The organism is Nocardia alni (assembly GCF_019038435.1).
Lineage (GTDB): Bacteria > Actinomycetota > Actinomycetes > Mycobacteriales > Mycobacteriaceae > Nocardia > Nocardia alni.
Genome location: NZ_JAGPOX010000157.1, coordinates 1 through 22133, shown reverse-complemented (window position 1 = coordinate 22133; position 22133 = coordinate 1). Strand labels below are relative to the sequence as shown.

Below are 22133 nucleotides of genomic sequence, written 5' to 3'. Positions count from 1 at the left end.
GGTAGGAGGTCATGTGCCGGGTGGGATTTCGGCCAGTGCGTGGTTGGGGTGGGCGTTGGGGGCGGCCGGGTTCGTGGTGGCGGTTACCGCGCCGATCAGTGGGCAGCGGTTCGATGCCTCCGCGAAACGTAAACTCGCCCTGGGTGTTCTGACCGGTCTCACCGTGCTGATGATGGCGGGGATGTTTGTGGTGAAGGACGATTATCACTATCTGTGGCTGGGGCTGACGCTGCTCGGGTTCGGGTCGGCGTTCTTCGAGTTGGCGGGTGTGCCGTACAACGCGATGCTGCGTCAGGTCTCCACGCCCGCGACCGTCGGGCGGATATCCGGATTCGGTTGGGCGATAGGCTATTTCGGCGGGATCGTGCTGTTGCTGATCTGCTACTTCGGGTTCATCAGTGGGTCCGGGGACCACCGTGGGCTGCTTGCGGTGCCTGTCGAGGGTGGGCTCAACATCCGGCTGGTCGCGGTGCTGGCGGCGGTGTGGTTCGCGGTGTCGGCGGTTCCGGTGTTGTTCGCGGTGCCTGAAATATCGCGCCCCGGAACCGATCCGGGTGCGGCACGGGCGGGGATTCTCGCTTCCTACGCGGTGTTGTGGCGCGATCTTCGCGGGCTGTGGCGGGCCGATCGGCATACGGTCGGTTTTCTGGTGGCCAGTGCGATATTCCGGGACGGTTTGGCGGGGGTGTTCACGTTCGGTGCGGTGCTGGCGGTGCGGGTGTACGGTATCGCCGCCGCGGATGTGCTGTTGTTCGGTATCGCGGCGAATGTCGTTGCGGCGCTGGGTGCGATCGTGGCCGGGGGCATCGACGACAGGGTCGGTCCCAAGCGGGTGATCGTGGCGTCGCTGGCCGCGATGCTCGTCTGTGGCGTCGCGCTGCTGATCGTTTCCGGGCCGGTGATGTTCTGGATATTCGGTCTGCTGCTGACCATCTTCGTCGGGCCCGCTCAGGCGTCGGCTCGCTCGTTTCTCGCGCGGCTGGCCCCGGCCGGCCGTGAGGGGCAGCTGTTCGGTCTGTACGCGACCACCGGCCGGGCGGTGTCGTTCCTGGCGCCGACTCTTTTCGGATTCTGTGTCTGGGCGGTCGGTTCGGACCGCGGCGGGATCGTCGGGCTGCTGCTGGTACTCGCCGTGGGCTTGGCCGCGCTGCTCCCGGTCCGTGCCCCCGCGCGCGATGCCGTGCGCTGAGATGGCGATCCACGGAGCTTCGGCGAAACTCGGTGGCGGATCGACGGTGACCACTGCTATCGTTCCGGAGACCGTGTGAGAGAACGAGGAGGTGGTATCCGTGAACGCTGTATCGACATGGGTGCTCCCCTCCGGGGTCACGGTCGGGCGATAGGTCGTCCGGGAGCGCCGTTTACGAGCATTCCCGAAAGGCACGACCATGCACTTCACTTCTGAACAGCGCCTCGACGACGGTGTCCGCGAGCGCGAATTCACCCTTGGTGAGATTCCCGGCACCCTGTGGACGGCGGGATCCGGCCCGGCTCCGCTGATCCTGATGGCCCACAACAACGGCCTGCCCAGGCGGGAACCCCGGCTGGTGGCCCGGGCGCGGCATTCCGCGGCGTCCGGCTACGCGGTGGCCACCATCGATGGCCCCGGGTGCGGTGAGCGGCCCCGTTCGGCCGCAGACGATCAGGCCCGCGCCGAACTCCGCCGGGCGATGAGGGCCGGTGAGCCGGTCGATGAGATCTTCGAGTCGTTCGTGGGCCCGCTGGTCGACAACGCGGTCCCGGAATGGCGGACCACCCTGGATGCCCTGCTTGCGCTGCCCGAGATCGGCGGCGCGGTCGGTTACTCGGGGTGGACGGCCCTCGGCATCCGGCTGATGGTGGCCGAGCCGCGCATCGCCGCCGCCGGTCTGTTCGCCGGGGGTTACGTGCCGCGCGCCCAGCGGGAGCAGGCCCGCGAGGTCACCGTTCCGCTGCTGTTCCTGCTGCAGTGGGACGACGAAGGAAACCCCCGGCAACGAGCCCTGGACCTGTTCGACGCCTTCGGCAGCAAGGAGAAGACGCTGCACGCCAATCTGGGCGGCCACACCGGCACCCCGTGGTTCGAGGCGCAGGACGGATCCCGGTTCTTCGGCCGGCACCTGAAGTGAGTTCGGTCGGCAGACGATAGGCCGGCTTGGTCACCGCTGTCGAGTACCTCATCTCGGCAGCGGTGACCAGCGGACCGGGCTCCTCTCGGAGCAGGCGCTGCGGCCGAATTTGTTGCGACCGTTACGTGTACGGGCGGCCCGAGTGGTTAACTCGGGGTTGACTTGAAGGCTCTAGTGAGGAGGGATCATGGCCGACGTCGGTGGCGTGGATATCCGGCAGGATCGCGCCCATAGCGCCCGCATCTACGACTATTTCCTTGGCGGTCAGGACAATTACGCCGTGGACAAGCAGGCGGCGGAGGCGATCGAGCGGGCGATCCCGTCCGTGCGGGCGGTGGCCCGCGGAAACCGCGAGTTCATGGGCCGCGCGATAAGCCATGTGAGCGGGCTGGGAGTGCGCCAGTTCCTCGACGTCGGCACCGGCATCCCGACCGAGCCCAATCTGCATCAGATCGCGCAGGAGACCAACCCCGCCGCTCGTGTGGTGTATGTGGACAACGACCCGATCGTGCTCGCGCATGCCCGGGCGCTGCTGGTCGGTACGCCGGAGGGCCGGACCCAGTACGTCCAGGCCGATCTGACCAGGCCGCAGGACATCCTCGAGTCCGAGGAAGTGCGGGAGACACTGGATTTCGCCGAACCGGTGGCGCTGAGCCTGATCGCGATCGGGCATTTCGTTCCGGGAGAACGGATCTACGAGATCGTCGACACGTTGCTGGCGCCCCTGGCCCGGGGTTCTTTTCTCGTCATGACGCATCTCACCACCGATTTCGACCCCGAGATGGTCGAGGGAACGGTGGCGGCCTACCGGGGCAGCGGTATCGAGATGCAAGCGCGGACCCACGACGGTGTGGCGCGGTTCTTCGACGGTCTCGAGGTCCTCGATCCGGGGATCGTCGCGATCGAGAAGTGGTATCCCGGCGGTGTCGAGCCGGCGCCGGAACCGGGCGTCAGCCGATTGCCGACCGCGGCCCAGCCGCCCGCCGCCGGGTACGCGGCGGTGGGCAGGAAGGTGTAAGACGACTGCGGTCACTACTGTGCGGAGCCGGCGTGATCCGATCGGTATTCGGGCAGTGGAACGGTCGTCCCCGGTGCCATGATGCGTTCCATACCGCCCAGCGATTCGAGTACCGGCAGGCGGGTGAGGGTGTTGCGCACCGTGATACCGACCCGTGTCTTCGGGGCCAGCAGCCGCAGGTTCGGTCCGATCCGCTGCTTGCCGGTGACCAGCGGCCGGTGCGTCCGCTCGTAGGCAGCGAAGCCGGTGCGGTGGTCACCGCCGGCTTGGGCCAGTTCGCCGGCCAGGCGGTAGGCGCCCAGGAGGGCGAGTTGGGCGCCGGCGCCGGAGACCGGGGCGGCGCAGTAGGCCGCGTCGCCGACGAGCGCGACGCGGCCGCTCGACCAGGACGGCATGCGGACCTGGGCGAGGGCGTCGACATACAGGTCGGGGTCGGCGAGGGCGCTCTGCAGCAGTTGGGCGACATGCCAGGCCGTGTTGTCGCCGAAGTGGGCCGCCAGGATGTCCCTGGCGGCGGCGGTATCGCGTGAGTCGAAGTCCAGACGCGGGCTGCGGAAGGCGAACAACGCCTTGGCCCGGGCATGTGTGCGCGAGCGATAGATACCGGCCATGACGCCGGGAGTGTTGTACTGGGTGACCCAGCCGTCAGGGCCCAGGCCCGGGTCGGCATCGCCGAATGCGCCGTAGTAGTTCAGGTGACGCACCACGCTCTGCTCGGGGCCGAACGCCAGCCGCCGCACCGCCGAGTGCAGCCCGTCGGCGCCGATCACGAGGTCGAAGCGCTGCCGGTGGCCGTGCTCGAACTCGGCGGTCACGCCGGTCTGGTCCTGGTCGAAGGATCGGATCGCGTCGCCGAAGCGGTATTCCACATCGTCGCCGGTCGTTTCGTGTAGCAACCGGACCAGGTCGCCGCGCATGATCTCGACCTCGGCGCTGCCGTACTTGTCCTTGATGCGCTGCATGTCGATGCTTCCGACGCACGCTCCGTCGGCGTCCACGAACCGCATACCGCGCACATCGGCCGCCGCGGCCTGCACCCGCGGCCAGATGCCCATCCGCTCGATGACCTCGATCGCCTGTTCGCGCACGTCGACCCCCTGACCGCCCTGACGTAGCCCCGGCGCCTGCTCGACCACCGTCGGCCGGAACCCGAACCGTGAGAGCCAGTAGGCCGTCGTCAGTCCGGCGATGCCCGCGCCGGAGATCAGTATCTGTTCGTTGTCCATGTCGCACTCCTGTCTCAAAAATACCGACCATCGGTCAGTATTGTCACGGTAGGCTCCTGACCGACGGTCAGTCAAGTGGTAGGGTCGGATCCTGTGATCGACGATTCCCGCGCGCGCATCCTGGCGGCCGCGCTCGACATGTTCGGCGAGCACGGCTACAACCAGGTCTCGGTGCGCGAGCTCGCGAACCTGGTCGGCCTGACGAAAACCGCGGTGCTCTACCACTTTCCGAGCAAGCGCGACATCCTGCTGGCACTTCTCGAGCCGCTGCTGAGCGACAGCGAGGCGGCCGTGCGCGCGGCGGGGGCGATCCAGGACCCGGAAGCACGCCGCTGGGCGGCGGTGGAGGGACTGCTGGACGTCCTGCTGTCCCACCGCGACCTGATGCGGATCCACGCGCAGGACGAGGCGCTGGCCGCCGACGAGACGACCTACACGCGCCTGCGCGACTTCGCGCTGGCGGTGCAGGGGCTGATCGCGGGCCCGGACGCCGACCTCGCCACCCGGGTGCGCGCCGCGCAGGTCTACGCCGCCGTGAGCGACCCGATGGCCCTGTTCGCCGACGCGCCGCCCACACAACTGCGGGCGGCGATACTCGCCGGGGCCGCCCGGCTACTCGACATGCCTTGGGCCGCAGACCCATCGCGACCATCGCAACCGCCCCGTCCCGCGGTGTCCCCCGCGCCGCCCGCCCGGGGCCGCCCCGGCGTCATGACCGCCGAGATGATCGAATCCGCGCGACGCATGCGCGACGCGGGCGACGGCTCCATCGCCGACATCGCCGCCCGCCTGGGCGTCTCGCGCGCCACCCTCTACCGGCATCTCACCACCGAGTCTCAATAATATCTGCGTCTCAAATATCCGGGGCGGGTGGCGCTGCGATCCGGCAGACAGGTACGCGACGGCTGTCAGCTGCTCGTTTCGTGGAAACTACCAATTTCCGCGAATGGGATGCGCCGAAGACTTGAATGAGTCATACTTCAGAACGTGTCAACCACTGCGGAGTTCGAGCGCATGCTGCGCGGAGCCGCGCTGCGTGTCACGGCTCCGCGCATCGCGGTGCTGACCGCGGTGCACGAGAATCCCCATTCCGATACCGATTCGATCATGAATCGGGTGCGTGAAACCCTCGGCACGGTCTCCCATCAGGCCGTGTACGACGTGTTGCGGGCCCTGACCGCGGCGGGTCTGCTGCGGCGGATCCAGCCGATGGGTTCGGTGGCCCGGTACGAGACGCGGGTCGAGGACAATCATCACCATGTGGTGTGCCGGTCGTGCGGCGTGATCGCCGACGTCGACTGCGCGGTCGGCGAGGTGCCGTGCCTGACCGCCTCGAACGACAACGGATTCATCATCGACGAGGCCGAGGTCGTGTACTGGGGCCTGTGCCCCGATTGCGCTGCGGCACAAAAGAATCCGGTGCAGAATACCCCTGCGCACTCCCCCTGAGCGCTTCCCTTCGAAGTAACAGCCCACCTATATCCCACTCCCGAAAGGAGTCGCCGTGCCTGAAGACACCCCGCCTATTGGAGAGGCCAGCACGGAACCCGCCCTCGGCGGATGTCCCGTGGCGCACGGTCGCCTGAAGTACCCCACCCAGGGCGGCAGCAATCGTGACTGGTGGCCCGACCAGCTCAATCTGAAGATCCTGCAGAAGAACCCGGACGTGATCAACCCGCAGGACGCGGGCTACGACTACGCCGCGGCGTTCAAGACCCTGGATCTGGGCGCGGTCAAGCAGGACATCATCGAGGTCATGCACAGCTCGCAGGACTGGTGGCCGGCGGACTTCGGCCACTACGGTCCGCTGTTCATCCGGATGGCCTGGCACGCGGCGGGCACCTACCGCATCAACGACGGCCGCGGTGGAGCCGGCTCGGGCATGCAGCGCTTCGCCCCGCTCAACAGCTGGCCCGACAACGCCAGCCTGGACAAGGCCCGCCGGCTGCTGTGGCCGGTGAAGAAGAAGTACGGCAAGAAGCTGTCCTGGGCCGACCTGATCGTCTACACCGGCAACGTCGCGCTCGAGGACATGGGCTTCTCCACCTTCGGCTTCGGCGGCGGCCGCGAAGATCAGTGGGAGCCCGAGGAGGACGTGTACTGGGGTCCCGAGGACATCTGGCTCAACGACGAGCGCTACACCGGCGAGCGCGAGCTGGAGAACCCGCTGGCCGCGGTGCAGATGGGCCTGATCTACGTCAATCCCGAAGGCCCCAACGGCAATCCGGATCCGCAGAAGGCCGCGGTCGACATCCGCGAGACCTTCCGCCGCATGGCGATGAACGATGTGGAGACTGCGGCGCTGATCGTCGGCGGCCACACCTTCGGCAAGACCCACGGCAACGGCGACGCCGACCTGGTCGGCCCCGAGCCCGAGGGCGCGCCCCTGGAAGAGCAGGGCCTGGGCTGGCGCAACGCCAACGGCACCGGCGTCGGCAAGGACGCGGTCACCTCGGGTCTGGAAGGTATCTGGACCACCACGCCCACCCAGTGGGACAACACCTTCCTGGAAATCCTGTACGGGTACGAGTGGGAGCTGGGGAAGTCCCCGGCCGGCGCCTGGCAGTGGAAGCCCAAGGGCGGCGCGGGCGCGGACACCGTGGCGGACGCGCATGTCGCGGGCGTGACGCACGCGCCGACCATGCTGACCACCGACCTGGCGCTGCGTGAGGATCCGATCTACAAGGAGATCACCAGCCGCTGGTTGAAGAATCCGCAGGAGCTGGCGGACGAGTTCGCCAAGGCCTGGTACAAGCTGACCCACCGCGACATGGGCCCGAAGGTGCGCTACCTCGGTCCCGAGGTTCCGGCCGAGACGCTGCTGTGGCAGGACCCGGTCCCGGCGGTGGATCACGAGCTGGTCGGCCCGGCCGACGTGGCGGCGCTCAAGGCCAAGGTGCTGGAGTCGGATCTGACTGTGGCGCAGCTGGTTTCGACCGCATGGGCGGCGACCTCGTCGTTCCGCGGCAGTGACAAGCGCGGAGGCGCCAACGGCGGCCGCATCCGGTTGCAGCCGCAGGCGGGCTGGGAGGTCAACGAGCCCGACGAGCTCGCGCAGGTCGTGCGGGTGCTCGAGAGCATCCAGGCCACCTCGGAGAAGAAGATCTCCTTCGCCGACCTGGTCGTGCTGGCCGGCGCCGCGGCGGTCGAGAAGGCCGCCAAGGACGCGGGCTTCCCGGTGGAGGTCCCGTTCACCCCGGGCCGCGCGGACGCCACCCAGGAGCAGACCGACGTGGAGTCCTTCTCCGCGCTCGAGCCCTCCGCTGACGGTTTCCGCAACTACCTGGGCAAGGGCCAGCGGGTCTCGGCGGAATACCTGCTGCTGGACAAGGCGAACCTGCTGACCCTGAGCGCGCCGGAGTTGACCGTTCTCGTCGGTGGCCTGCGGGTGCTGGGCGCGAACTTCCAGAACTCCGCGCACGGCGTGTTCACCGACAAGCCGGGCACCCTGAGCACCGACTTCTTCGTGAACCTGCTCGACATGGGCACCAAGTGGGAGCCCTCGCCCGCCGACGACGGCACATACCTGGGCAAGGACCGCGCCACAGGCGACAAGAAGTGGACCGGCACCCGGGTCGACCTGGTGTTCGGTTCGAACTCCCAGCTGCGGGCGTTGGCCGAGGTGTACGCCGAGGACGACTCGAAGCAGAAGTTCGTGAACGACTTCGTCGCCGCGTGGGTGAAGGTGTCGAACCTGGACCGGTTCGACCTAGCCTGAGTTATCGTCGAAGTATGACCGGCCCCTCGGCCGTTCGGCAGCGCCCCCGGACCTTTCGGTCCGGGGGCGCTGTCTTGTTGCGGGGACCGATGAATCTGTGCGGGCACCGTAGTCTGCACTGCGGAACCGGCACGCGCCGGCTCCCGACGAACCCGGGTACCCGGCGCATCGCCCGCGTACACCGAAACTGGAGGTCCTCGTGTCGAATGCTGTTGCCCGCCAAGCTCTATGGGCGATGGTCCAGGCCGAGCGCGCGGCGCTGGCCGACGATCTGACCGGTCTGGACGCCTCGCAGTGGGAGCGGCGGTCGCTGTGCGGGCGATGGACGGTCCAGGAGGTGCTCGCCCACCTCACCGCGGCGGCCAGCATCGGTCCGGTGCGATGGATGACCAGTGTCGTCGGAGCCGGGTTCGATTTCGACAAGCACAACGATCGGCGGCTCGCGCAGCATCGCGGCGCCACTCCCTCGGAGACCTTGGAACGGTTCCGGGCGGTCGTCACCAGCACCACCGCGCCACTCGGGCCCACCGCTGCCTGGCTCGGCGAGGTCGTCGTCCATGCTCAGGACATTCGGCGCCCGCTCGGGTTCCCCCGCACGCCGTCGGCCGAAGCCGTAACGGAGATCGCGCGGTTTTTCGCCGCGCGGAACTTCACCGTTCCCAGCCGCACTGTCAGCCAGGGACTGCGGCTGGAGGCGACCGACGGACCGTTCGCCGCCGGGACCGGCCCCTTGGTCACCGGGACGACGATCGCGCTGATAATGGCGATGGCCGGTCGATCCGCCTACTGTGATGAGCTGTCCGGGTCCGGGCTCGAGATCTTGCGGGACCGGCTGACGGACGCTCCCTGAGTTCGCGACACCCGGCCTTCGATGACGCCGTGGCCTTCGCTGCCGAAACCGCCTGCGCCACAGTCGACCCGGCTCCCGCAGCGCGCCGAACGGCTGCGGCCGCAGGAATCCGCGCAGACTCAACCGGACGCGCGGTCCTGCATGCGGACACGCAGCAGCAGAGAAACCCAGCTGCGATAGGGGCTCCAGTTCTCCGCGATCGCCGCGAGGCGGGCGGGGTTCTCGGCGGTAGTGGCATCGAGGCCGTATTCGGCGGCCATGGCCTGGTGAACACGAGGTTCGGCGACCGGGAAGACGTCGGGGTGGCCGGCGCCACGGATGAGGATGAGGTCGGCGGAGAACGGGCCGATGCCCGGGAGTTTCTGGAGCGCCCGCAAGGCATGGCCGGGGTCCTGGGCGCGCAGGGCGGCGGCGTCGAGATCACCGGCGAGGGTGGCGTCGGCCAGGGCGTGCAGGCGTTCGATCTTGATATCGGTCAGCCCCGGGATGTGCGCCAGGTTACGCAGGACGGCCGGGGTGGGAAACGCGTACAGCGTCCGGCCCGCCACCTCGACGGCTCGGCCGTGGTCGCGGGCGAGTCCGGCCTTGATCGCGGCGGCCTGCGTCGTGCGGATGCGGTTGCCGATGATCGTCCAGGCAGCGGCCTCGTAGGGCGAGTAGAAACAGACCGGACGCAGTCCCGGGTAGTCGGCCTGCAGGCTCGCCACGACCTCGTCGCGGTCGCCGACGGCCGGGAATCCGGCGCCATCGATGTCCAGGGACAGAATGCGGGCGATCTGCGCGTGGACGGTCTCGCGGCGGTCGGCATCGGTCCGGTGCGGTGGGTGAGCAGGGTCGTCGGGTCCGATGCGCTGGGTCTGCTGTGACTCGGCGGGGGCGTCCTGGTCTGTCCGGAGCGTGAAGTCGGCGGTCACCGCGGCGTCGGCTCCCTCTCCCTGACGCACAGCGCAGCCGACGACGTGCTGGTTGTCGTCGGCGGGGAAAGCCAGGCGCAGGACATCGTCGGCCGGATGGTCGTAGGAGGCGGGAGTGAATCCCTCCAGGAACCGGGTGGAGGCGGCCAGCGAGAAGGGGCCTCGGGGAGTGAAGGAGGCGGCGGTCACGCTCGGCACTCCGGGAGCGCGATCAAGGCGGGGCCTTCGGGGGCGAGCACGAGCATGGTGTCCTCCTCGATCATGCCGGGGACTTCATTCCTCGATCGACTATACGGATGTGGGAGGTGTCGCCATGAGAGCACGATCCAGCCCGGGACCGCGCCCGAGCCTGCCGATTCGGGCCCTGTATGGCTTTGGCCGGCGACGAACAATCACCGATATCCGCGATATCGAACACTGGAATCCCCGTCTGCGACTGCTCGTACGCACGTCCATGCTCGCGGGCTGGGCGAAGATCCCCTCGTCGGGGCGCGGTTGATATATCGGTTCAACAACATCACTCCCGCCCGCAACTACGACGTGCTCAACTGCTTCGAATTCTCCGGATGACCACCGCAGAAGCCCCGGACGCCGAAAACGTCCGGGGCTCCTTTCATCTGGTGAATACGCGACCGCTCACATGCGGTCGAACCGGCCCTCCCTCACGCCTGTCGCGAAGGCGTCCCACTCGCCGGGAGAGAAGACGAGCGCCGGGCCGGTCTTGTTCTTGGAATCGCGAACCCCGACGAGGCCGCCGAGCAGGAACGCCGCCTCCACGCATTCCCGCTCCGGACCGCTGTGGCTGCTCTTGAACCAGTGCGCCGCCGACAGATCTGTACTCATTGGTTCTCCTTTGTTATGTCCAGGATGAACTCCCTGGATTTCTCTTCGTTCAGGGCCATCGTGTGAATGGCCCTGCACGTCTGGTTGTAGCGGTCGATCTCGCCCGGCTTGTCGAGATACAGGGCGCCGGTATAGCCCTCGATGTACACCACGGGCGGCTCGCTCAGCCGTTCCGTGGCATGCGGCGGAAAATCCAGCAGCACGAACGATCCCGCTACCAGAGCCACCGGCATCTCGATTGTCATGGGCACCACCCGCACCGTGACAGTGGGCAACCGTGCCACCTCGAGAAGGTGGAAGCGCTGCTCCTGCATAACCGACTGACCACCGACCGGGTAACGCAAGGCCGCCTCCCCCACGAACATGGTCACGGTGAACTGCTCCGGCGGCTCCATGAGCCGCCCCTGACGATTGGCCTGGATCTGAATTCGACGTTCGACTTCGGCCGTCGACATTCCCGGAAATCCTGCCCAGATCACGGCGCGCCGATAGTTCGTCGTCTGAAGCAGGCCCGGGACCAGCGTCAACTGCAGTGACGTCATCGTGCGCGCGGATTCCTCCATGCCCAGGTATACGTCGAAATCCGGTGGCACGACGTCGCTGTACGCATACCACCAGCCGCTGTTCTTCGTCTCCGCGACCAGCTTCACCAACTCGGCGATCTCGGTCTCCGATACCGCGTACAACCGCCCCAACGTTTCGACATAAATGTCTTTCAGTTTTGGCCCAGGCTGACCGGTTTCAATGCGCCACAACGTCTGCGGGGCGATCTCTATCGCACGACACGCCGCCGCTTGCGACACGCCCGCCTTTTCTCTGAGCTGCTTCAACCTCCGACCCAGCATACGGCGCGGAACACTGCCAGAAGCCATTCGCCTGCCTCTCAATCGGTCTCGTACGCAATTTTGGAATAGTGTCGTCACCTGTTTTGGACTGTGGTCGAGTTTTTCTGCGAATCATGGTGCGTTTCGTTTCCCCCGTGTCCCCAGGCGGCGTAGAAGTGAACATACCCCGGTAGCCGGGATGTACCCAACTTTCTCGAAAAAGAGTGGACGCGAGAAGGTTTCGGCCTCGGCTATCGGGTCTTCCAATCCGTCGCAGTGAATTCCGGAGTATTCCAAAATGTATGACCTGCCGATAACAAATCACGCCGTATTGCCGGTGATGACAATCGAATACGCCCACCTCGTCATGCGGGAGCATCTGGATTGCCCAGCCACTATCTGCCCGGTGAAAGCGCAGGCCAAGCGCCGTCTCATCGAGGCGGGCAAACTCGTCCCCGCCGACGTTCCACACCTGGGGTACTGACATGCCCGCCGCTGACACGCCGCCATCGAAAGATATTCCGCCAGGCGATATTCCGTCGAGAAAAGCTCCCCCGGGTAATCCCGTTTTTCACCAATACCCGGGCCACGTCATGCCCCCTGCACAACTCCATCGCGTGCTGGCCGACCCCCTGCACGCCGACTGCACCCTCGAAACCTGCGAAATGCTCCGCGGCTGTCACCTCATGCTCGATCGGATGGGCCATCTCCATCCCGACGGCTCGCAGGCCGACTGCCCGCAGTGCGGCGAACCACGCCCACCCAACCGCCCCTGACCCCCTCACCGAGTCGTACCCAGTTCCGTCGAACAGATGGATTGCTGAGACGCCGGAAAGGATGAGCTTGTGAGCCAAGCACTTTCGCACCCCGCAATCACTGTCGCGGTCGAGTCGATCTCCGGATACGGCGGCGAGTTCGCCCCGGTCGCGGTGATCATCCGCGATGAGGTCGTGGGCGTGGTACTGGACAGCGAGGACACCCGGTTCATGGTGATCACCCCCGAGCATGACACTCGGAACTCCACGTCCGGCAGAGCCGCGGCAAGCACGAACGCAGGACTACATGCCGTTGCAGCGGCTGAACCGCAAACGGTTCGGCAGTCCCGATCGTGACGGCACGCGCCCCGAGTTCGTCTGGTTCGCGGTCACGGGCCTCGCCGCTGAAGACGCCACGGAGATCGCTATCGTCGTCGACGGCCAGGAGACCCGCGAACCCATCAGCGACGGTGGCCTCGCGTTCGCGGTCGCACGAGCGCACCGCGGCGACGAGCCCCACGTATTCGTCCACACCACGGACGGACGCCGGATCACCGTCCAGCACTGACACAACGAAACCCGCCAGAACCCCACGAGTGCGTCACATTAGATCGCCCACAGTATGGACCCACTGCCCGAGTGCCCGGAATGTGGCGAGCGCACTGCCCGACCCGCGATATCGCCGCGCGGGCCGGGCATGCGGTGAGGTAGCGCTGTGCTGCCATGTTGCATCGGGTAGGGTCAATGCGACTACCTACAAGGAGTCTTTTATGGCTGCGGCCCGAAACATCCAGCTTGTCGATGAGGCGAGTACTTTCGCAAACCTGCGCGCGGCGGAGAAGGAGGCATGCCTCCAGCGCAACGCGCTGGCCGCGACGACAGTCGCGGCCTACTCGGAGAACGCCGCCGAGTGCGCGGAGCTGCTAGCCATGCTGGGTCTGGACCTGTCCGAACTGAAGTAAGCCGTCGCCCAGCGCCTTCCGTCAGCGACGGCCGCGGGTACCGCCGCCGGACTTCGAAAATCCGGCGACGCCGCCCGTGCTACCGGAAGGCGCTGCGCCCCGGCTGCTTCGGTGTGTGCCGCCGCGGTTCGCCGACTTCGTCTGGTCGGTGTGTGCTCGCTTGGCGGCCCCCGCGTGGGTGCGCTTGGCGGACCCACCGGTTGCCGAACCACCACCCGTGCGCGCACCTGCGCGGCTGCGCTCGGCGCCCCGCGACTGGCCCTTCGGCGCCGCGTCACCGCGTCGCCCCCGACGCTCGGTGCTCGCGGTCTGGCGGGGCTCATCACTGACGTGTCGCAGTGGGGCGACATCGCCGACCAGTTGGGCCACCGCGGGTGAGTCGGCGGGTGCCCGCTGCGGCGTCACATCGATCTTCGCCTTGCGCATCAACGCCATGAGATCCCGGCGCTCGGCAGGCAGGACGACGGTGACGACATCGCCCGCGCTCCCCGCCCGCGCGGTACGTCCCGAACGATGCAGATATGCCTTGTGCTCGGCGGGCGGATCCACGTGCACGACCAGTTCGACGCCGTCGACATGCACGCCGCGGGCCGCGACGTCGGTGGCGACCAGCACCTTCGCCTCCCCCGCCGCGAAGGCGGCCAGGTTGCGGTCGCGGGCGCCCTGGGACAGGTTGCCGTGCAGGTCCACCGCCGGGATACCGGCCACGGTCAGCTGCTTGGCCAGCTTGCGCGCCTGATGTTTGGTGCGCGTGAACAGGATTCGCCGTCCGGTGCCGGAGGCGAGGGTCTGCACGAGAGCGCGTTTGGCCGTCACGTCCGAGGCCTCGAAGATATGGTGCGTCATGGCCGCGACCGGTGAGTTCGCCTCGTCGACCGAGTGCAGCGTCGCGTTCGGCAGGAAGCGCTTGACCAGCTTGTTGACGCCGTTGTCGAGCGTCGCGGAGAACATCAGCCGCTGACCGTTGCCCGGGGTGGCCGCCAGGATACGAGTGACCCCGGGCAGGAATCCCAGGTCGGCCATGTGATCGGCCTCATCGATCACCGTGACCGCGACGGCGTCGAGCGTGACGAGACGCTGGCCCATCAGATCCTCGAGACGCCCGGGGCACGCGACCACGATATCGACGCCGCGCCGCAGCGCCCGCTCCTGGCGGTGCTGCGAGACGCCGCCGAAGATCGTGGTGACCGTCATCCCGTACGCGGTGGCCAGGGGTTCGATGGCGGTGGCGATCTGGGTGGCCAGCTCCCGGGTCGGCGCCAGGATCAGCCCGACCGGCCGATGCGGTGCGGTGTGGCGAGCCGGGCCGGCGGCCAAGCGGTCGATCAGGGGGATGGCGAACGCGAGAGTCTTGCCGCTGCCGGTCCGGCCGCGGCCGAGAACGTCACGGCCTGCCAGTGAGGCGGGCAGGGTGTCGGACTGGATCGGGAACGGTTCGGTGATCCCGGCCTGGGCCAGGGCGCGAACGAGCGGTTCGCGGACGCCGAGCATCGCGAAGGGGGAAGCAGAATTCATCAGTGTTGCAGTGCCTTTCAGGCATCGGGTGGTGCCCGAAACCGGCTGCGGACACCGGTCCGCGCGTCAGGCACAAGTGGCGAAGTTGCCAACGACAGCCGCTGCGGTATGAGCTGCTGTGTTCTAAGCAATGTATCAGACACCCAGAGACCAACCGCGCCGGGCATCGTCCGTGACCTCGTCTCCTTGATCACACTCGGGAGCGCGGCGGCTGTCGAACCCCATCGGCTCGGGCGGCGTATCCCTGTCGAGACCACAGCGATAATCAGTCTGCGGGAACCCATACAGCCGACAGTGAAAGAGCACCATGGCCTTTGTGATCGACGACAGCGTTGATATCGCCGCCCCCGCCGAGGTGGTGTGGCGGGTGCTCACCGACTTCGAGCGATACGGGGAGTGGAATCCGTTCTGCACCGAGTGCAGCACCACCCTCGAACCGGGCGCGCCGATCGTCATGCGAGAGCGGTTGGTCGGCGGCCGGGAGATGATCCAGCGCGAGGTGATTCGCACGCACACCCCGGGCATCGAGTTCAGCCACTCCATGAAACCCTTCCCGCTCGGTGCCCTGCGCAGCCTGCGTTCGCACACAGTGACACCCGTCGACGCACGCCGGTGTCGGTACGACTCGTATTTCGAACTCGGTGGGTGGCTGAATCCGGTGATGGCCCGTCTGCTCGGAGCGGCGTTCAGACGCGGTTTCGGCACGATGACGGCCAGTCTCGAAAAACGCGCAGAACAGATCACCTGACGGGCTCGGCTCCGTTGCAACCGCGCCAAGGCCCGTGCTCACTACGCGCGGCGTGCCGCGCGATGAGTCACTGCGGCAGTGCGCAGGTCCGCCCCTCGGCCTTGCCCACCGGGCGCCGGCGAACGCGCTGACGTAGTGCCGGATTCGGGTGATCGCCGCATATCTGCCTCGCCAAGGGTGGTATTCCGTAGGGGCAGTCTACCGCTAATCAACTACGCCATGTAGTAGCTTGACGGAACCGCCTGTCTCGTACCGGTTGGATTTCTTGTAGCGAGCACGGGACGTTTCGTGGGTTGTTTCGGGCCTAATGGCCCTTGCCGACGCGTTCGCGAATTCCGAATATTCGATTCTTTCATGTGGGGAAAACTCCGTGGTTGCGTATTTGCTTTACGGTTTGGCATTACTTACGGGTAAGATCGGAACAGTCGAGTAGTCTCATATCGGTCGGCGGCACGTCTGCGCCGATCTTCCTCGATACCATTTCGCCTGGTCCGCATGGGCCAGGTGTGGTTACGGAGTGTGCCATGACACAACCACAACAGATCCCACTGTCGAATCTGGTCGTCTTCGGCGACAGTCTGTCCGACATCGGGATCATGAACAAAACGTTTCTCGGCGGGTTCGCGAAGGCCATCGGCGAGATGACGACGAACGAGACGGGTCGGTACAGCGACGGCCGTAACTGGACCGACTACATCTACGAATGGGTCGGCTCGGATAGCTTGGTCGGTCTCGATGCGGGGGCGACGAAGAAGAAATCCACGGTATTCCAGTCGCTCACAGAGAATTCCAAGATTCCCAACTCCAACTCCGTGGAAAAAGGGCCGTTGGTCTATTACGCCAACTTCGCCAAGGGTGGCGCGGTAGCGGCCAATGACAAGCTGGCCAAGGGCGGGACGCTGTCCTACCTCACCGCCCAGTGCGATCAATATATCGAGCAGCGGAAGAAACTCGGCGCCAAGTTCACCGGGGCCACCCTGCACGTGATCTGGATCGGCCTGAACGACATCGTCACCGCGGAACGGGCCGACACCCAGGGGCCGGAGGTCGTCTACGACAAGGCCCCGATGGAGGTGGCGACCCTCGATCCGCTGTGGAAGAAGTATCCGGCCGACGAGGAAACGCCCTTGCTGGCCGAGCACAACCCCGCGTATGTGATCGGCAAGACGATGCAGGAAACACCCAAGGGGCAGGGCGTGATCCCGATGATCTCCGAGGTCGTCTCGCTGTGCAACCGCATCGTGCAGGCATTCCCGGACGACAGCCACGACCAGCATTTCCTGTTCATCTCGCTGCCCGATCCGAACATCGCACCCCGGATCGTGGAACAGAAGAAGAAGGGCGAACTCGCCATCGTCGCGCAGTTCGTGCGCCTGACCCAGCGATACAACAAGATTCTGCGCTCGGTGGCCCTGTCCGGCTGGCAGGACACCGAGGCGGGCGTGCTGCCGGGGAACATCACGTTCGTGCCGATGTACGAGCGATTGAATTATATCTGCGGCCATCCGCAGGAATTCGGCCTGCGCTCGAAGAAACAGACCGACGAAATTTCGGTGAAATACGGCGGCACCGATACGGATACCGATGAGATGGCCGCGGCCCGGAACTTCTTCACGATCACCGACGCCGCGCACCCGACCGAGGCGGTATACAAGTTGATCGCGCTGAAGATCGCCGAGGACATGCTCGCCAAGGGGTATGCCCTGGGTAGACTGAACGCGACTCGGTGGGCCCACGACAAGCAGTACATCTGATCCGCGAATGCCGAAAACACTGTCGTGCTGACACGGCAGCGGGCCGGAACTATTTCACGATCACCGAGAGTGGTCACCCGACCGAGGTGAAGGTCGCCGACGATATGCTCGCCAAGGGATACACCCTGGGCAGGTTCGGCGCGGCTGGATTGGCCGAGGTCGAAAAGTCCCGGTGAATTCGAATCGGGTTCGGGTGCATACGCCCGAACCCGACCGTTCGGTTCCGGCGCATGCACGCACCCGAATCTCGCGATAATCGGACATCGCTCACCGGTCTCGGTATGCGCGGGAGGGTGGGCGCGGTGCGCAAACGCGCATCCGACGCAAACCGGTTGCCCGGAATATAAGCGCAGTGTTTACTGGACACGCGTCCGGGCGAACATTCGGGGGCTCATGGAATTTCGTTGGAGCCCGGGAGCTACGGTATGGGCCGACATCTCCCGGAGCAGCTTCGGCGAAAGGGGCGGGCGCGATGACCGGGCCGTACATGTACGACACCTCGCTCGAGCGCAACGGGGCGCGGCAGCTGGCCGAGCGGTACGACGGGGCTGCGGCGATCGAATGGGACGGGCACACGGTGCATCCCATGTATTCCGCTCCGCTGGGTGCGGATCCGACCGTGCTCACCCTCACGCTCCTGCGCGCCGCGCCCCCGGCCGGGCTGCTCGGGCTCGGTGTCGGGGTGTCGGTACTCAGTGGGCACGTCGCCCTGGAGGGACGGCGGATCCGCGGGGTGGACGTGTGGACCGACGCGCTGTCCGGCGGTGTGGAGGTCGAGGTGTGCGGCGCCGGTCCGGACGCCGGCTTCACCATCACGCCGGTATGGATGACCGGCGACGGTGCGACGGTGTCGTGGAGCGGCAACTACGGGGTGGTGATCGAGCGGTCGCCGTCCGGGCGCACGCTGCTGCGGTGCAGCACCGGTGTCGGCGTGCCCGATTTCGGCGAACTCGTCGTGGAGATGGGGGTGAGCGTTATCGAGACCGACCAGTCCCGCTATCGCGGCGCCCTCTACGACCTCGGCGTGGCCATGCACGGGCGCGGCGATATCGACCAGGCCTGCACCCTGTGGACCCAGGCCGCCGATTTCGGTCACCTCGGCGCGGCCTACGACCTGGGCGTCGTGTGCTTCCGCCAGGGCGACCTCATCGAGGCCGAGCGCTGGTGGCGCACCGCAGCCGACCACGGCGACATCCGCGCCATGGCCGGTCTCGCGGAAGTCCTGGACCGCCAAGGCAATTCGCAGGAAGCGCGAGTATGGCGAGCCTTCGCCAGCGGACAGACCCAGCCGTAGGCCTCCGGGAGTGTGTTCGGGTCGGAGAGCCTACGAAGCCTATGGGGCAGCTGAACTCAGCGGGCTGGTGAGTCGGCCGAGTTCGCGGAGCCGACAGGGCGGGGTGACTCACCGGTGATGGGGGAAGTTGGCAGAGCATGCAGGGTCGGCGAGGCGGGTGAGCTCAGGGAGCGAACGTCCAGTGTCCCACCAGCAGTCCCCCGCCCACGACCGCCGAACCCAGCGCCGCGACCCCGAACACCAGCACCCACAGGAACGCGGGCAGATGGGTGAGGCGTGAGAGCTGATCGGCATCGGAGCCGTCGCCGCGCACATGCACGCGCTGCAGTTCCAGCACCGCGCGCATCCCGCCGAACAGCAGGAACCACGCCACCCCGTAACCGAAGACACCCTGCGCCACCACCGAGCCGTACCACGACACACCGCCGACCACCACACCCGCCACGACGACCGCGAGCAGGCCGAACAGGTTGCGGATCAACAGCAGCAGCACGATCAGCGCCACGACCACCAGCCACAGCATCAGCATCAGCCGCCCCACCCCCAGCAGCGCCGCGCAGCCCAGGCCCAGCAGTGACGGCGCCGGATATCCGGCCATCGTGGTCAGGACCATGCCCAGCCCATACGGCTTGCCCCGCGACACGGTCACCCCGGATGTGTCCGAATGCAGCCGCACCCCCCGCAACGTGCGCCCCGACAGCACCGCCACCAGCGCGTGCCCGCCTTCGTGCGCGATCGTCACGCCGGTACGCAGCACCCGCCACACCGGCGTGTACAGCACCAGCACCAACGCCACCGCCGCGGTGGCCAGCACGACCCACAGCGGCGGATGCGCCGAGACCAACCCCAACCGATCGGTCACCGACGACACCGAATCCGCGAACCTCGACACACTCACCGCCGAAGGATAGCGATGCGCCGCCGACCTCGCAGGATCGCGCCATCGGAGAACCGGCCTCCCGCTGCATTTTCCGTGCGAATTTCTCCGGAACCGGACTTTTGGAGCCGGAGAATGCAGCGATAGGCCGGGTCGTCGCGTGGAGTCGGCTCGCGGAGCGCGGTTCGGTGTGGTGGCCGTGCACTGATGGCCGGCGGGTCGCGGGGTATGGGAGAACCGGCCTCCGGCTGCTGCATTCTTCGGGCGGAATCGTCGGGAACCAGAGTTTCGAGGCGGAAAAATGCAGCGTCAGGCCGGATCGCGGCCGACGGACTACCGGGGCTTCACCCCTTCGGGTGCTTCCTTCAGGTTGTCGATGAACCAGTTCGGGTAGACCGGAGTCGTGGCATCGCGGCGGACAGCTCGGCCAGTTCGTCGTCGGTGGGGAGACCTCGGCCGCGTCCAGGTTGTCCTCGAGCTGGTGGATCTTGCTGGCGCCCAGCAGGATGCTGCCAGGTTCTCGCGGGTGTACTTGCCCGACAGCAGCCCGCTGGCAGGAGGCTCCACACCGTCGCCCAGGCCGTAGCGGCGCATCATCGGGATCACGTACCGGCCGATCAGCGAGTAGTGCATCTGCCCGTGCGTGAGGGGGGCCAGGCCGCCCGCGCGCTGAATCTCCATGGCGGCGGCCACCTTCCACGCCGACCAGTTGGAGAATCCGAGCCGACCTTTCGGTTACCGTACGCATCCCCGGGAACCCTCTATGCTGACGGGCGTTGCGAGCAGAGGCCGCACGCACCGACAGCAGCAGACCGGCGCACGACCACCCTAGGAGATCCCGATGACGACCATCCGATGGGCCGCCGCCTGCACCGCCGGGATCGCCGTCGCCGCAACGCTTCTCACCGGGTGCACGGAGGTCGAGCAGGCACTGAACAAGGGCGGCGACACCCCTTGCAGTGACTACGTCAAGCAGGATCCGGACACCCAGCGCACGACGATCACCAAGTTCATCCAGAAGCAGACCGGCAACAACCACGACCCGGCAGGCACCCAGGTCGACGCCACCATGGTCGCGGTCAACTTCCTGTGCAGCAATCAGCGTAATGCCCAGACACCGATCAAGAATGCCAATGTCGCCGGGATCTTCTTCAACCAGCAGAACTGACAATAGGCTCGGCTCCGCACGGTAGTTCGACATGGATACGCCGCAACGGTTGGCCCGGTGTCGAGCGTGTGTGTTCCACTGCGATTCTTACGGTTTCGTCGCCGCTGGCGACATCGTCCCGGTCCGAAACCCAGCCGCGCTCGTCGAGTCCGCCGACGATGGCACATTCTCCCCTGGCAATTCGCCACGCCGCAGGTCGTGGGTGCGCAATCATGGAGCACAGGCACCCGGACGGCGACCTCACAGGTGGTTATGTCACAGTCACGCAGCCTCACGCAGCAGCGCGCCGCACTCGAGCGCGAGTGGGCCCGTTGGGCGCTCCCCCACGCCCAGGGCGAGACGCCGCGGGACGCCGGAGCGCCGTTGCCCGAGCATGTGGCCGCGACGGCACGCGAGGCGGACACCGTCGTCCCGGCCCGCAGCGCGAAGGAGCCGGTGCGCGATACACCGCCACCTCCGCGCGATGCGCCCCAGCACGGCACGCCCTCGAACACCCCGCCCCAGGTGCGCACCGAGGTCGCGCAGTCCTGGCAACGCTCCTTCGGCACCGTCGACCCGTCCACCCGCGCCGCCCCCGCCGACGACGACGAACTCGGTGCGCGCTGGGCACGTTCCCCGCTGCGCGGCCCCGTCACCGCGCTCGCCGACGAATTACACAGCCTCACTTACGATTCCGGCTACGCCGCCTGTGTCACCGACGAACGCGGCACCATCCTGTGGGCCGACGGCGGCCGGGTGATCCGGCGCCGCGCCGAGCGACTCAACTTCGCGCCGGGCGGCCGCTGGGACGAGCCGCACATGGGCACCAACGCCATGTCGCTGGCCCTGTGCACCGGACAGCCCAGCACGGTGTTCTCCGCCGAACATCTCGTCGCCGCGCTGCACAACTGGGTGTGTTACAGCGCCCCGATCAACGCCCCCGACGGCCGCCGCCTCGGCGTGATCGATCTGTCCAGTAGCTGGGAGCGCTCCCACCCCCTGGCCCTGTCGACGGTGCGCGCGCTGGCACTGGCGATCCAATCCCAGCTGCCCGCGTACCCGCCCGCCGAGGATCCCGGCATCCGCCTGGAATGCCTCGGCCGCGCCAGACTCGTGCGCGGCGGCCACTCGATCCGTCTGCGACCCCGGCAGATCGAGATCCTGGCCCTGCTGGCCCTGAAACCCGACGGCTACACCCCCCAGGCGCTGCAGGCCGCCATCTACGGCGATCGGCAGGTCTCGGCCAACACCCTGAAGGCCGACGTCTCCCACCTGCGCAATGCCACCGGCGGCGACATCGCCAGCCGTCGTTACGCCCTCACCCGCCCGATCTCCTGCGATGCGGTCGACGTGCTCGACGCCGTCGCCCTCGGCGATCTGACCACGGCCCTGCACCTGTACCGGGGCCCCCTACTACCCGAATCCGACACCCCCGGCATCGCCGAATGGCGCGAATACCTGACCGTCAGCCTCCGGACCGCCGTCCTGGCGAGCGAATGCCCGACGCACGCAGTGCACTTCGGCATTCGATGCCACAACGACGCCGAAATCCACGAACACGCCCTACGTCTCCTCGCCCC

The 22133-nt window shown here is 67.0% G+C and carries 22 protein-coding genes; 15 read left to right on the top strand and 7 right to left on the bottom strand.

Features of this window, described 5'->3' with window-relative positions:
- The 3 genes from JZ791_RS37460 to JZ791_RS37450 all read left to right on the top strand — a co-directional run.
- A partial coding sequence (locus tag JZ791_RS37460; RefSeq protein WP_216901644.1) for an MFS transporter occupies nucleotides 1–1189 on the top strand: 1189 nt, incomplete at its 5' end.
- A 199-nt stretch (nucleotides 1190–1388) separates the two neighbouring features.
- Nucleotides 1389–2108 (top strand): dienelactone hydrolase family protein, encoded by a 720-nt coding sequence (locus JZ791_RS37455; RefSeq protein ID WP_216901642.1) that lies wholly within the window; start codon nucleotides 1389–1391, stop codon nucleotides 2106–2108.
- A 187-nt stretch (nucleotides 2109–2295) separates the two neighbouring features.
- Nucleotides 2296–3126, top strand: coding sequence for an SAM-dependent methyltransferase (locus JZ791_RS37450; RefSeq protein ID WP_216901640.1), 831 nt, complete (start codon nucleotides 2296–2298; stop codon nucleotides 3124–3126).
- A 14-nt stretch (nucleotides 3127–3140) separates the two neighbouring features.
- Here the strand turns inward: JZ791_RS37450 and JZ791_RS37445 are convergent, their stop codons facing one another.
- On the bottom strand, nucleotides 3141–4352 hold the full coding sequence (locus JZ791_RS37445; RefSeq protein WP_216901638.1) for an FAD-dependent monooxygenase: 1212 nt from the start codon (nucleotides 4350–4352) through the stop codon (nucleotides 3141–3143).
- Nucleotides 4353–4445: 93 nt separating this feature from the next.
- On the opposite strand from JZ791_RS37445, the gene JZ791_RS37440 reads away from it, so the two are divergent.
- The 4 genes from JZ791_RS37440 (at nucleotide 4446) to JZ791_RS37425 (ending at nucleotide 8920) form a co-directional block, all read left to right on the top strand.
- Nucleotides 4446–5195: a TetR family transcriptional regulator gene (locus JZ791_RS37440; protein WP_216901636.1), complete on the top strand. Its 750-nt coding sequence runs from the start codon at nucleotides 4446–4448 to the stop codon at nucleotides 5193–5195.
- 144 nt (nucleotides 5196–5339) lie between these two features.
- Entirely contained in the window at nucleotides 5340–5801 is a 462-nt protein-coding gene (locus JZ791_RS37435; protein WP_216901634.1) for a Fur family transcriptional regulator, read from the top strand.
- A 55-nt stretch (nucleotides 5802–5856) separates the two neighbouring features.
- Nucleotides 5857–8070 carry a catalase/peroxidase HPI gene (katG, locus tag JZ791_RS37430; protein WP_216901632.1) on the top strand — a complete coding sequence of 738 codons (2214 nt, stop codon included), beginning with the start codon at nucleotides 5857–5859 and terminating at the stop codon, nucleotides 8068–8070.
- A gap of 199 nt (nucleotides 8071–8269) precedes the next feature.
- Nucleotides 8270–8920, top strand: a complete 651-nt coding sequence (locus JZ791_RS37425) for a maleylpyruvate isomerase family mycothiol-dependent enzyme (protein WP_308163342.1) — start codon at nucleotides 8270–8272, stop codon at nucleotides 8918–8920.
- Nucleotides 8921–9039: 119 nt separating this feature from the next.
- On the opposite strand, the gene JZ791_RS37420 is transcribed toward JZ791_RS37425, so the two are convergent.
- The 3 genes from JZ791_RS37420 to JZ791_RS37410 all read right to left on the bottom strand — a co-directional run bounded on the left by JZ791_RS37420 (nucleotide 9040) and on the right by JZ791_RS37410 (nucleotide 11507).
- Nucleotides 9040–10023, bottom strand: a complete 984-nt coding sequence (locus JZ791_RS37420) for a DNA-3-methyladenine glycosylase family protein (protein ID WP_216901630.1) — start codon at nucleotides 10021–10023, stop codon at nucleotides 9040–9042.
- 447 nt (nucleotides 10024–10470) lie between these two features.
- Nucleotides 10471–10677 (bottom strand): DUF397 domain-containing protein, encoded by a 207-nt coding sequence (locus tag JZ791_RS37415; RefSeq protein WP_216901628.1) that lies wholly within the window; start codon nucleotides 10675–10677, stop codon nucleotides 10471–10473.
- The gene (locus JZ791_RS37410) at nucleotides 10674–11507 is read right to left on the bottom strand and encodes a helix-turn-helix domain-containing protein (protein ID WP_216901626.1); all 834 of its coding nucleotides are present in this window, start codon (nucleotides 11505–11507) and stop codon (nucleotides 10674–10676) included. Before JZ791_RS37410 ends, JZ791_RS37415 begins: the two co-directional genes overlap by 4 nt.
- A 334-nt stretch (nucleotides 11508–11841) precedes the next feature.
- Here JZ791_RS37410 and JZ791_RS37405 point away from each other — a divergent pair, with 334 nt between their 5' ends.
- The 3 genes from JZ791_RS37405 (at nucleotide 11842) to JZ791_RS37395 (ending at nucleotide 13218) form a co-directional block, all read left to right on the top strand.
- Nucleotides 11842–11985, top strand: a complete 144-nt coding sequence (locus JZ791_RS37405) for a hypothetical protein (protein WP_254206986.1) — start codon at nucleotides 11842–11844, stop codon at nucleotides 11983–11985.
- 578 nt (nucleotides 11986–12563) lie between these two features.
- On the top strand, nucleotides 12564–12824 hold the full coding sequence (locus JZ791_RS37400; protein WP_216901622.1) for a hypothetical protein: 261 nt from the start codon (nucleotides 12564–12566) through the stop codon (nucleotides 12822–12824).
- A gap of 202 nt (nucleotides 12825–13026) precedes the next feature.
- The gene (locus JZ791_RS37395; protein WP_216901620.1) at nucleotides 13027–13218 is read left to right on the top strand and encodes a hypothetical protein; all 192 of its coding nucleotides are present in this window, start codon (nucleotides 13027–13029) and stop codon (nucleotides 13216–13218) included.
- 21 nt (nucleotides 13219–13239) lie between these two features.
- Here JZ791_RS37395 and JZ791_RS37390 read toward each other — a convergent pair whose 3' ends face one another.
- On the bottom strand, nucleotides 13240–14733 hold the full coding sequence (locus JZ791_RS37390) for a DEAD/DEAH box helicase (RefSeq protein WP_216901618.1): 1494 nt from the start codon (nucleotides 14731–14733) through the stop codon (nucleotides 13240–13242).
- Nucleotides 14734–15040: 307 nt separating this feature from the next.
- Here JZ791_RS37390 and JZ791_RS37385 point away from each other — a divergent pair, with 307 nt between their 5' ends.
- The 3 genes from JZ791_RS37385 to JZ791_RS37375 all read left to right on the top strand — a co-directional run bounded on the left by JZ791_RS37385 (nucleotide 15041) and on the right by JZ791_RS37375 (nucleotide 18529).
- The gene (locus JZ791_RS37385) at nucleotides 15041–15481 is read left to right on the top strand and encodes an SRPBCC domain-containing protein (RefSeq protein ID WP_216901616.1); all 441 of its coding nucleotides are present in this window, start codon (nucleotides 15041–15043) and stop codon (nucleotides 15479–15481) included.
- A 524-nt stretch (nucleotides 15482–16005) separates the two neighbouring features.
- Nucleotides 16006–17235, top strand: a complete 1230-nt coding sequence (locus JZ791_RS37380) for an SGNH/GDSL hydrolase family protein (protein WP_216901614.1) — start codon at nucleotides 16006–16008, stop codon at nucleotides 17233–17235.
- Between the two features lie 472 nt (nucleotides 17236–17707).
- Entirely contained in the window at nucleotides 17708–18529 is an 822-nt protein-coding gene (locus JZ791_RS37375) for a tetratricopeptide repeat protein (RefSeq protein ID WP_216901612.1), read from the top strand.
- A 163-nt stretch (nucleotides 18530–18692) separates the two neighbouring features.
- Here the strand turns inward: JZ791_RS37375 and JZ791_RS37370 are convergent, their stop codons facing one another.
- Both JZ791_RS37370 and JZ791_RS37365 read right to left on the bottom strand, forming a co-directional pair.
- Nucleotides 18693–19427, bottom strand: a complete 735-nt coding sequence (locus JZ791_RS37370; protein WP_216901610.1) for a M50 family metallopeptidase — start codon at nucleotides 19425–19427, stop codon at nucleotides 18693–18695.
- A 312-nt stretch (nucleotides 19428–19739) separates the two neighbouring features.
- Nucleotides 19740–20087, bottom strand: a complete 348-nt coding sequence (locus JZ791_RS37365) for a hypothetical protein (RefSeq protein WP_216901608.1) — start codon at nucleotides 20085–20087, stop codon at nucleotides 19740–19742.
- A 160-nt stretch (nucleotides 20088–20247) separates the two neighbouring features.
- On the opposite strand from JZ791_RS37365, the gene JZ791_RS37360 reads away from it, so the two are divergent.
- Nucleotides 20248–20574, top strand: a complete 327-nt coding sequence (locus JZ791_RS37360) for a hypothetical protein (protein ID WP_216901606.1) — start codon at nucleotides 20248–20250, stop codon at nucleotides 20572–20574.
- Between the two features lie 252 nt (nucleotides 20575–20826).
- Nucleotides 20827–22133, top strand: a 1307-nt coding sequence (locus JZ791_RS37355; protein WP_216901604.1) for a helix-turn-helix domain-containing protein, incomplete at its 3' end; no start/stop codon positions are given.